At 69.7% G+C, this 9,859-nt stretch carries 10 protein-coding genes; 1 reads left to right on the top strand and 9 read right to left on the bottom strand.

Annotated features, from left to right (window positions below):
* Positions 1–306 (top strand): LytTR family DNA-binding domain-containing protein (locus G3573_RS17225; RefSeq protein WP_163262862.1); only part of this gene is annotated, 306 nt, incomplete at its 5' end.
* A gap of 22 nt (positions 307–328) precedes the next feature.
* Here the strand turns inward: G3573_RS17225 and G3573_RS17220 are convergent.
* The 9 genes from G3573_RS17220 to G3573_RS17180 form a co-directional block, all read right to left on the bottom strand.
* Positions 329–2,377 (bottom strand): amidohydrolase family protein, encoded by a 2,049-nt coding sequence (locus tag G3573_RS17220; protein ID WP_163262860.1) that lies wholly within the window; start codon positions 2,375–2,377, stop codon positions 329–331.
* Positions 2,378–2,471: 94 nt separating this feature from the next.
* Positions 2,472–3,176 (bottom strand): ABC transporter ATP-binding protein, encoded by a 705-nt coding sequence (locus tag G3573_RS17215; protein ID WP_163262858.1) that lies wholly within the window; start codon positions 3,174–3,176, stop codon positions 2,472–2,474.
* Positions 3,169–4,449, bottom strand: a complete 1,281-nt coding sequence (locus G3573_RS17210) for a lipoprotein-releasing ABC transporter permease subunit (RefSeq protein ID WP_163262856.1) — start codon at positions 4,447–4,449, stop codon at positions 3,169–3,171. Before G3573_RS17210 ends, G3573_RS17215 begins: the two co-directional genes overlap by 8 nt.
* Positions 4,450–4,489: 40 nt before the next feature.
* Positions 4,490–5,809 carry a proline--tRNA ligase gene (gene proS / locus G3573_RS17205; RefSeq protein ID WP_163262854.1) on the bottom strand — a complete coding sequence of 440 codons (1,320 nt, stop codon included), beginning with the start codon at positions 5,807–5,809 and terminating at the stop codon, positions 4,490–4,492.
* Positions 5,810–6,024: 215 nt separating this feature from the next.
* Positions 6,025–6,282, bottom strand: a complete 258-nt coding sequence (locus G3573_RS17200; protein WP_163262852.1) for a DUF1467 family protein — start codon at positions 6,280–6,282, stop codon at positions 6,025–6,027.
* Complete coding sequence (mce, locus tag G3573_RS17195; protein ID WP_163262850.1) at positions 6,282–6,704, bottom strand: methylmalonyl-CoA epimerase; 423 nt, start codon at positions 6,702–6,704, stop codon at positions 6,282–6,284. The genes G3573_RS17200 and mce overlap by 1 nt, the downstream gene beginning before the upstream one ends.
* 64 nt (positions 6,705–6,768) lie before the next feature.
* A complete protein-coding gene (locus G3573_RS17190; RefSeq protein ID WP_163262848.1) occupies positions 6,769–8,445 on the bottom strand; it encodes a ribonuclease J in 1,677 nt (558 codons plus the stop codon).
* Positions 8,442–9,221: a type III pantothenate kinase gene (locus G3573_RS17185; RefSeq protein ID WP_163262846.1), complete on the bottom strand. Its 780-nt coding sequence runs from the start codon at positions 9,219–9,221 to the stop codon at positions 8,442–8,444. Before G3573_RS17185 ends, G3573_RS17190 begins: the two co-directional genes overlap by 4 nt.
* An 18-nt stretch (positions 9,222–9,239) precedes the next feature.
* Positions 9,240–9,859 (bottom strand): biotin--[acetyl-CoA-carboxylase] ligase (locus G3573_RS17180; protein ID WP_163262844.1); only part of this gene is annotated, 620 nt, incomplete at its 5' end.

Genomic DNA, 9,859 nt, shown 5'->3' with positions numbered 1-9,859 from the left:
CGCCTGCTCGAGCGCCTGCCCCCGCGGCTGGGCCGGGAGGTCGTCGCCCTGGGCATGGAGGACCACTACGTGCGGGTCTTCACCCGTCGCGGCGACACCCTGGTGCTGATGCGCATGGCCGACGCCGTGGCCGAGCTGGCGGCCGTGGACGGCGCGCAGGTCCACCGTTCGTGGTGGGTGGCGCGCGCCGCCGTCGTCGCCTCCGCGCGGAGCGGCCGGTCCGGCGTGCTGCGGCTGGACACCGGGCTGGAAGTTCCCGTCGCGCGCCGCCGGCTGGCGGAGCTGAAGGCGCTGGGCTGGGCCTGAGCGCCTTCAGCCGCCGTTTTGCTTACTCCGCCGCCTCGAAGGCCGGCCGGCCCTGGACGCCGACGGCCGCGCGCAGCTTGTCGGCTTCCATGAGCTTGCCGTCCATCATGACCAGACGCGTGTGGCGCAGGTCGCCGATGGTCTTGGACGGATCGCCGTCGACCAGCACGAGGTCGGCGTCCATGCCCACGGCGATCGTGCCGGTGTGCTTGTCGGCGCCGACCAGGCGGGCCGGCACGGAGGTCGCCGCCGCCAGGGCTTCGGCCGGGGTGAAGCCGGCCTCGACGTAGAGCTCCAGCTCGCGCACCAGCTCCAGACCCGAGCCGTCGGTGCCGGCCACGATCGGCACGCCGGCCTTGTGCATGACGCCCACCAGCTCGACCAGCTTCTTGAAGCTGGCGCGGAAGTCGGCGCGAGTGGTCCCGTCGGCCGGCGCGAAGCCGCCTTGGCGGAAGCCGCGCTCCACCGTCGGCGGCAGGGTGCCCACATAAGGCGCGTAGGACGGCGACAGGTCGCCGTTCTCCGGGACGAACAGGCTCTCGGCCACCACCAGGGTCGGGTCCACCGCCGTGCCGCGCTTGGCCATGTCGGCGATCAGCGACTTCATCGGCTCGGCGTTCAGGTCCATGTCCTTGGCGTAGCGGCCCACGCCCTGGAAGCGCTGGATGCCGTTGGAGTGGTTCACCACGTCGTCGGGCATGGCCTGCATGGCCACGAAGTAGATGTGGGTGACCTCGTCGTAGCCGGCGGCGATCGCCTGGGCCGGGCGCATGCCGGCCGGCACGTGGCCGTGGACGTGCAGGCCCAGCTTGTGGGCCTCGGCCGCCGCCGGAGCGATCCAGGCCGGATCCATGGTGCCGTAGAACTTCACGCCCACCTGGCCCTTGGCCTTGGCGGCGTCGACCAGCTGGATCGCCTCCTCGCGGGTGGCGGCGACGTTGGCGATCTGGGCGGTGTTGGGTCCCTTCCCGTCAATCAGCGACGAGGCGTAGACGTGCGGCGACAGCAGTTCGCCGGCGGCGCGGCGCGCGCGCCGGGCCTGGGTCAGGGCGTCGTTGTTGCCGGGATCGCGCACCGAGGTGACGCCGAGCGAGAGCTCAGAGGGACCGGTGTAGTCGTCGCCCACGTGCATGTGGGCGTCCCACAGGCCCGGCGTCAGGGTCATGCCCTTGCCGTCGACGATCCGGGACGCCTTGGGGAACTTCACCTTGTCGATCGGACCGACCGCGACGATCTTGCCCTTGTCGACCACCACGGTCTGGTGCTCGGCGAAGCGCTTGCCGTCGACGAAGGCGCGCACGTCGTAGAAGGCCACCGGAACCGACGGCGTCTCGACCAGGGTGCGCGCCAGCTCCGGCGACTTCCTCGCCAGGGCCTCATCCTGCGCCTTCTCCAGCGCCGGCTGGTCGCCCTCGTAGCCGGCCCGAATGAAGCTGAGGCCGCCGATGGTGGCGAAGGTCGCGCCGTTGGCGTCCGTCCACACCGCGAACGGCGTGCCGCTGAGGCCCGTGATCGACCAGGCGGTCACGGTCTGGGCGCTCGCGCCGGTCCCGACCGTGGCGGTGGCCAGCTTCTCGGCGTGGGCGCGGCCGCCGGGCAGCATGTCGACGTCCTGGCCGGTGGCGATCATGCGCTCGATCGGAAGGTTGCCCGCGATCGGCGAGAAGCCGGCCGGCAGGTAGAAGGCGGGCCGCGTGTACTTCGCCGAGCCGCCGTCGATCTGCGACTTCCAGACGGCCAGGCCGTCGGCGACGCGGAAGGTCTCCGCCACGTCGCCCTGCGGGCTCGATCCGCGCAGCTCGTATTCAGCGATCGCGCCGTCGGCGCCCAGGCGGACGGTCTCGTCCTCCTCCCAGGCCTGGCCGCGCAGCAGCAGGCTCATCCGCGACATCACGGCGCCGTCGGGCGCGGTCCAGTACTGGATCTCGCCGTGCCGGCCGGCTGGCGACATGATGGTGAAGCGTTTCGCGTCCGCCGGCGGCTTGGCCAGTTCGGACACCGGCGTCTGCGCCGCAGCGCCGGTCGCGAGCAGAAGCGCCGCAAGCGCGGTCGTCGCCAGCAGGTTACGCATGATCGTCTCCCCCTATCGCCTTTCAGCAAGGGTTAGGACGAAGACCGGCGTCTTTCAACGCGCGTGCGACGCACGTGCGACGAAGCGCAGCCGCTCAGTAGGCGTGGCTCTCGGCCGGGCGCTCTTCCAGGTGGCCGTCCTTCAGCGCGAACACCCGGTCCATGTAGCCGGCCAGCTCCATGTTGTGGGTGGCGACCAGGGCGGCGACGCCCTGCTGGCGGACCAGGTCGTGCAGGGCCTGGAACACGGCGCGGGAGTTGTTCGGGTCGAGATTGCCCGTCGGCTCGTCGGCCAGCAGCAGACGCGGCCTGTTGGCGAGCGCGCGGGCGATGGCCACGCGCTGCTGCTCGCCGCCGGACATCTGCGAGGGCTGGTGCTCCAGCCGCTCCGACAGGCCCAAGGTGACCAGCAGCTCACGCCCCCTCGCCTCGGACTCGGCGCGCGGACGGCCGGCGATGCGCAGCGGCAGGCCGACGTTCTCCACCGCGGTGAATTCCGGCAGCAAGTGGTGGAACTGATAGACGAAACCGATGCCGGCCAGGCGCAGGCGGGTGCGCTGGCGCTCCGACAGGTCCGAGCAGTTCTGGCCGTCGATGGTGATGACGCCCTCGTCCGGGTGCTCCAGCAGGCCGGCGGCGTGCAGCAGGGACGACTTGCCCGAGCCGGACGGCCCGATCAGGCCGACCACCTCGCCCGGACGGACGTCCAGGTCGCAGCCCTTCAGCACCTCCAGCCGGCCGGCGCCGGTGACGTAGGTGCGGCGCAGGCCGCGGATCGAAAGAACGGGACGCTCACTCATAGCGGAGCGCCTCCACCGGATCGAGTTTCGACGCGCGCCAGGCCGGCGGCAGGGTCGCCAGGCAGGCGGCCAGCATCGACCAGAAGGCCACGAAGGCGACCTCGGACCACTCCACCTTGGCGGGGATTTGGGCCAGGAAATAGATCGACGGGTCGAACACCCGCGTGCCGGTCACCCACTCCACGAAGTGCTGGATCGGGCCGATGAAGATGCAGAACAGCACCCCCAGCAAAAGGCCCGCGAAGGTGCCGGCCAGGCCGATCGAGGCCCCGGCCATGAAGAAGATCCGCAGGACCGCGCTCTGACTGGCGCCCATGGTGCGCAGGATGGCGATGTCGCGGCTCTTGTTCTTCACCAGCATGACCAGGCCCGAAATGATGTTCATGGCCGCGATCAGCACGATGAACATCAGGATCAGGCGCATGACCGTACGCTCGACCTGCAAGGCGTCGAAGAACTCGCGGTTGCGGTCGCGCCAGTCGGTGAACAGCGCGCCGGGGCCCGCCGCCTGGATGATGGCGGGCTTCAGCTTGTCGATCTGGTCAGGGTTCTGGACGGTGATCTCGATCGCGTCCCACAGCCCTTCCTTGCCGAAGAACAGCTGAGCCTGCTCCAGCGGCATGTAGGCGTAGAGCGCGTCGAACTGCGACATGCCCACGTTGAAGGTGCCGCCCAGCAGGAAGGTCTTGCGCAGGGGCGCCGCGCCGAAGGCGGTCGAGCCGCCCGACGGCGAGATCATGGTCACCGGGTCGCCGGGCCTGAGGCCCAGGTTCATGGCCAGCACTTCGCCCAGCAGCACGACGTCGCCGCCGTACTCGCCCTCGCCGAAGCCGTCCTTGGAGCCGGCGCGGATGTTTTTGGAGACCAGCTTGGTCTCCTCCAGCGTGCGGCGGCTGACGCCGCGCACCAGGGCGCCCTGCACCTGGCCGGAGCCCAGGATGATGGCCTGGTTCTCGACCAGCGGAGAGACCTGCACCACGCCGGGCACGCCGCGCAGGCGCTCGACCATGGCGTCGCGGTCCGGCGCGCTCAGCGGCGCGCCCTGGATGAAGGCGTGCCCGTTGAAGCCGAGCATGCGGCCCAGCAGGTCGGCCCGGAAGCCGTTCATCACCGACATCACGATGATCAGCACCGCCACCGCCAGCGTGATGCCGACGAAGGAGATGATCGAGATCAGCGCGACGCCGCCTTCCTTGCGCTTGGCGCGCAGGTAGCGGAACGCCAGGTTCCGCTCCCAGGCGGAAAAGGGTCTTGCGGATTGCAGCTCGGCCATTGAGCTCTCTAACGCCCTTCCCCCCAAATGGGGTTCGTCCTTACGCGGCCGTCAACTTGGTCAGCGCGGCTTCCAACGGCAAGGTCTCGCGTTCGCCGGTCGCACGACGCTTCAGTTCGACCACGCCTTCGGCCAGGCCCTTGGGCCCGATGATCAGCTGCCAGGGCAGGCCGATCAGGTCCATGGTGGCGAACTTGCCGCCCGCGCGCTCGTCGCGGTCGTCGTAGAGCACGTCCACGCCGGCCTTGGTGAGGGCCGCATAGGCCTGCTCGCAGGCCGCGCCGACCGCCTCGTCGCCGTGGCGCATGTTGATCAGGCCGACCTTGAAAGGCGCGACCTGGTCCGGCCAGACGATGCCGTTCTCGTCGTGGCTGGCCTCGATGATGGCGCCGATCAGGCGCGACACGCCCACGCCGTAGGAGCCCATGTGCACCGGGCGCTCGACGCCGTCGGGGCCGGCGACCACGGCCTTCATCGGCTTGGAGTACTTCTCGCCGAAGTAGAAGATGTGGCCGACCTCGATGCCGCGGGCCGAAAGGCGAGCGCCTTCAGGCGCTTCGGCCTCGAACCTGGCCTGGTCGTGCATCTCTTCGGTGGCGGCGTACAGCGCCGTGCGCTGGTCGACGACCGCCTGCAGGTCGTCCCAGTCCACGTTCGGGCCGGGCGCGGGCATGTCGACCAGGTCCTTGTGGCAGAACACCTGGCTCTCGCCGGTGTCGGCCAGGATGATGAACTCGTGGCTGAGGTCGCCGCCGATCGGGCCGGTGTCGGCGCGCATCGGCACGGCCTTCAGGCCCATGCGGGCGAAGGTGTTCAGATAGGCCACGAACATGCGGTTGTAGGCCTTGCGCGCGTTCGCCTCGTCCAGGTCGAACGAGTAGGCGTCCTTCATCAGGAACTCGCGGCCGCGCATCACGCCGAAGCGCGGGCGCTGCTCGTCGCGGAACTTCCACTGGATGTGGAACAGGTTCTTGGGCAGGTCGCGGTAGCTGCGCACGTACGAGCGGAAGATCTCGGTGATCATCTCCTCGTTCGTCGGGCCGTAGAGCATCTCGCGCTCATGACGGTCGGTGATGCGCAGCATCTCCTGGCCGTAGTCGTCGTAACGACCGCTCTCGCGCCACAGGTCGGCCAGCTGCAGGGTCGGCATCAGGAGCTCGACGGCCCCGGCCCGCTCCTGCTCCTCGCGCACGATCTGCTCGATCTTCTTCAGCACCCGGAAGCCCAGCGGCAGCCAGGCGTAGATGCCGGCGGCCTCCTGGCGGATCATGCCGGCGCGCAGCATGAGGCGGTGCGAGACGATCTGCGCCTCGGAGGGCGTCTCCTTGAGCACAGGCAGGAAATAGCGCGACAGGCGCATGGGCTGAGAATCCGGGGGAGCGAAAACGAGGAAGCGTCCAATTAGCCGCTGCAATGCAGCAAAGGCAACCAATCTCCCCCCGAGCGAAGCGCTGGGGGGAGCAGGCGGCTGAAAGCCGCCGTGGGGGGCTCCAGCGGAGTGCGCGGCTTCCGTTGCGCCCAGACGAGCCCCCTCCACCACGCTTCGCGTGGTTCCCCTCCCCCAAAGGGGGAGGATTAAACCGGCGGGGCGCTCGGCATCGGGATCACGCCCGACCAGACCACCACCATGACCACCAGCCACACGATGGCCGAGACCCAGGTGGTGGTGATGAACTTGCGCTTCAGGTTGGGATTGACCGGGGCGCCGGGGTCGCCGCCGTCCTTCAGGTCGATGCCCATCTCCGCATGGGTCTTGGTGCCCAGCGGCAGCACCGCGAACAGCACCGTCCACCAGCAGACCAGGTAGATGGCGACCATCGTCATCGGGCCCATCAGTGCGCGTCCTTCGGGGTTTCCATCAGTTCGACCAGCACGCCGCCCATGTCCTTCGGGTGCAGGAAGATCACCGGCGTGCCGTGCGCGCCGATGCGCGGCTCGCCGGTGCCCAGCACGCTCGCGCCTTTGGCGCGCATGACGTCGCGGGCGGCGATGATGTCTTCGACCTCGAAGCACACGTGGTGCTGGCCGCCCTTGGGGTTCTTGGCCAGGAAGCCCAGCAGGGGCGAGGCGTCGCCGTGCGGCTCGATCAGTTCGATCTGGCTGTTCGGCAGGTCGACGAAGCAGACCCACACGCCCTGTTCCGGCAGGGCGAACTTCTCGCCGATACGGGTCGCGCCCAGCAGGTCGCGATAGAGCTTCACGCTCTCGTCGATGGACGGCGTAGCCACGCCGACATGGTTCAGGCGACCGATCATGTTTCCCCGACTAGGTCCTTGTTTCTCGCCTTTTAGTCCGCGCCTGAGCCGATCGTCCCGCGGCTCAGACGCGCAGGACGATGGTCTCGACGATCGGGCGGCGGTCCCAGATGTGCTGGGCGGCCTTCTTCACCGACCGCGAGACCGCAGTCTCCACCGTTTCGTCCTCGCCGCGGTCGTCCTTGGACAGCCGCTTCAGGGCCTCCTCGGCGGCGTCGGCCAGTTCGTCCAGGGCGTCGTCGATGGTGTAGTCCTCGTCGCCCGGCAAGCCGAGGCCGCGGACCTCGACATCGGTGACCAGCTTGCCCTTGGCGTCCAGCGCCATGGACACGAACAGCATGCCGTTGTGGGCCGCGTGGCGGCGCTCACGCAGCGCGTCGCCGCCCTCCGGCACCAGCACGCCGCCGTCGACGAACAGCCGGCCGGCCGGCACCTCGTCGATCACCTCGGGCTTGCCGGGGGCCAGGCGGACCATGTCGCCGTTCCGCGGCGCGACGGCCTGCGGCACCTGCATGTCCCTGGCCAGGTTGCAGTGCTCGAGCAGGTGGCGGCGCTCGCCGTGGGTGGGGACGGCGATCTGCGGCCGCGCCCACTGGTACATCTCTTTCAGCTCGTCGCGGCACGGGTGGCCGGAGACGTGGATGCCCGGGTGGTCGCGCTCGGTGTAGAGCCGCACGCCGCGGTCGGCGAGCTTGTTCTGCAGGTTGCGGATCGGGATCTCGTTGCCCGGGATCACGCGCGAGGAGAACACGCAGGAGTCCCCCTCCCCCAGGCTGACGTGCGGGTGGTTGCCCTCGGCGATGCGCGACAGGGCCGCGCGCGGCTCGCCTTGGCTGCCGGTGCACAGGTAGAGGATCTGCTCCTTGGGGAAGGACTTGGCCTCCGCCTCAGGGATGAACTCCTTCACGTCCTTCAGCAGGCCCACCGACTTGGCCGCGCCGGTGATGCGGTGCATCGAACGGCCGACCAGGCAGACGCGCCGGCCGGCGGCTTCGGCGGCCCTGACGACGCTGTCCACGCGCGCGACGTTGGAGGCGAAGCAGGCCACCGCCACCTTGCCCTTCAGCGTCTTGATCAGCGCGGCCAGGGCGACCTTCACCTCGCCCTCGGAGCCGGCGTGGCCGTCGACGAACACGTTGGTGGAGTCGCACACCATCGCCAGCACGCCCTCGTCGCCGAGGCGGCGGATGGTGTCGACGTCGGTGCGCTCGCCGATCACCGGGTCGGCGTCGATCTTCCAGTCGCCGGTGTGCAGCACGGTGCCGAGCGGCGTCTTGATCGCCAGGCCGTTCGGCTCCGGGATCGAGTGGGTGATGGTCACCAGGGTGACGTCGAACGGCCCGAGCTTGAGCGTGCCGCCCAGCGGCACCTCGATGATCTCGACCTCGTCCAGCAGGTCGGCGTCGCGCAGCTTCTCGCGCACCAGATAGGCGGTGAACGGGGTGGCGTAGATCGGCGCCTTCAGCTTCGGCCACAGCCAGCCCAGGGCGCCGATGTGGTCCTCGTGGGCGTGGGTCAGCACGATGCCGAGGATGTCCTCGCCCTCCATGTAGGAGGCGTCCGGGACGATCACCTCGACGCCCGGCGTGGTCTGGTCGCCGAAGGTCACGCCGACGTCGACCACGATCCACTTGCGCGCGTGCGCCGGGCCGTAGCCGTAGAAGTTCAGGTTCATCCCGATCTCGTTCGACCCGCCCAGCGGCAGGAACACGAGTTCGTCTTGTTGTTGTTTTTGATTCATTTCGATGCGGAGTTCGTGTTCCGCCGCCAGATTTCAAGCAGGCCGCGGATGGTGAGGTCGGAGTCGAACCGGTCGATCTTGGTCGTCGCTCCCTCGAACAGGGAGGCGACCCCGCCGGTTGCGACGACGGTCATGGGACGGCCGTACTCGGCCTTGATGCGGTCGATCAGGTGCTCGATGAGGCCGACATAGCCCCAGAACACGCCGGCCTGCATGGCGCCGACGGTGTCCTTGCCGATCACGTGGCTCGGACGCTCGATGGCGATGCGGGGCAGCTTGGCGGCGGCGGAGTGCAGGGCCTGCAGCGACAGGTTGATGCCGGGCGCGATCACCCCGCCCTCGAAGCCGCCGTCCTCGCCGACTACGTCGAAGGTGGTGGCCGTGCCGCTGTCGACCAGGATCAGCGGGCCGCCGTATTCGATGAAGCCGCCGATGGCGTTGACCAGGCGGTCGGCGCCGGCCTCGGAGGGCTTCTGGATGCGCACCTCGATGCCGAGGTCGGCGTTCTCGCCGACCACCAGCGGTTCGGTGCGCAGGTAGCGGCGCGACAGGTTGCGCAGGTTGAACAGCGACTGCGGCACCACGGTGGAGATGATGCAGCCGTCCAGGTCGTTCAGCGACAGCCCGGCCATCTGCAGCAGTTGGTGCAGCCACACGGCGTATTCGTCGGCCGTGCGGCTGGCCTCGGTGGCGGTCCGCCACTGGGCGATCCAGTCCGCCCCGTCATGGACGGCGAACAGCGTGTTGGTGTTGCCCTGCTCGATGGCCAGCAGCATGTCCCCGCCCCCTCGTCCTCAGGCCGCCGCGAAAAACACGTCGCCGGCGGTCACCCGGCGCAGCTCGCCCGAGGCGGTGCGCAGGCGCAGCGCCCCGTCGGGCTCAAGCCCCTCGGCGATCCCTTCGATGGTCTCATTGCCCAACCGGGCCACACACGCCTGGCCGAGCCCTTGAGCCTTCGCCGTCCAGGCCGTGAGCACGGCCGTGAAGCCGGACGCCTCCCAGTCGGCCAGCCGCCGCGCGAAGGCGGCGCGGAAGGCCTCCATGGCCTGATCCGGGGTCGGACAGGCCGCGACGTCGCCGCTCAGGTGGTCGGCCAGCCGGGTAGCGGGCCGCTCCGTGTCGTCAGGCGCATAGCCCAGGTTCAGGCCGCAGCCGATCGCCAGCCACAGGCGGCCGTCGGGCGTCGGGCCGGACTCGATCAGGATGCCGGAGGCCTTGCGGCCCGCCAGCAGCACGTCGTTCGGCCATTTGATGGAGACGACCGCGGCCGGGGCCCAGGTCTCGAACACGTCCGCCACCGCCAGCGCGGCGACGAAGGCGACCTGGGCGGCCTCGGCCGGGCGGCGGTCGGTGACGGCCAGCAGGGTGGCGGCGAGGTTGCCCTCGCCGGTCGCCCAGGCGCGGCCGCGGCGAC

Source organism: Caulobacter sp. 17J65-9, from assembly GCF_010975005.1.
Lineage (GTDB): Bacteria > Pseudomonadota > Alphaproteobacteria > Caulobacterales > Caulobacteraceae > 17J80-11.
Note: the sequence above shows the minus strand (reverse complement) of the source record. Positions and strands in the feature narration are given on the sequence as shown.

What these genes read in the sequence shown, in the direction of transcription:
- G3573_RS17190 (WP_163262848.1), bottom strand. Translation starts at nt 8,445, where the DNA reads ATGAATCAAAAACAACAACAAGACGAACTCGTGTTCCTGCCGCTGGGC.
- G3573_RS17220 (WP_163262860.1), bottom strand. Translation starts at nt 2,377, where the DNA reads ATGCGTAACCTGCTGGCGACGACCGCGCTTGCGGCGCTTCTGCTCGCG.
- G3573_RS17215 (WP_163262858.1), bottom strand. Translation starts at nt 3,176, where the DNA reads ATGAGTGAGCGTCCCGTTCTTTCGATCCGCGGCCTGCGCCGCACCTAC.
- G3573_RS17210 (WP_163262856.1), bottom strand. Translation starts at nt 4,449, where the DNA reads ATGGCCGAGCTGCAATCCGCAAGACCCTTTTCCGCCTGGGAGCGGAAC.
- G3573_RS17185 (WP_163262846.1), bottom strand. Translation starts at nt 9,221, where the DNA reads ATGCTGCTGGCCATCGAGCAGGGCAACACCAACACGCTGTTCGCCGTC.
- mce (WP_163262850.1), bottom strand. Translation starts at nt 6,704, where the DNA reads ATGATCGGTCGCCTGAACCATGTCGGCGTGGCTACGCCGTCCATCGAC.
- G3573_RS17200 (WP_163262852.1), bottom strand. Translation starts at nt 6,282, where the DNA reads ATGGGCCCGATGACGATGGTCGCCATCTACCTGGTCTGCTGGTGGACG.
- proS (WP_163262854.1), bottom strand. Translation starts at nt 5,809, where the DNA reads ATGCGCCTGTCGCGCTATTTCCTGCCTGTGCTCAAGGAGACGCCCTCC.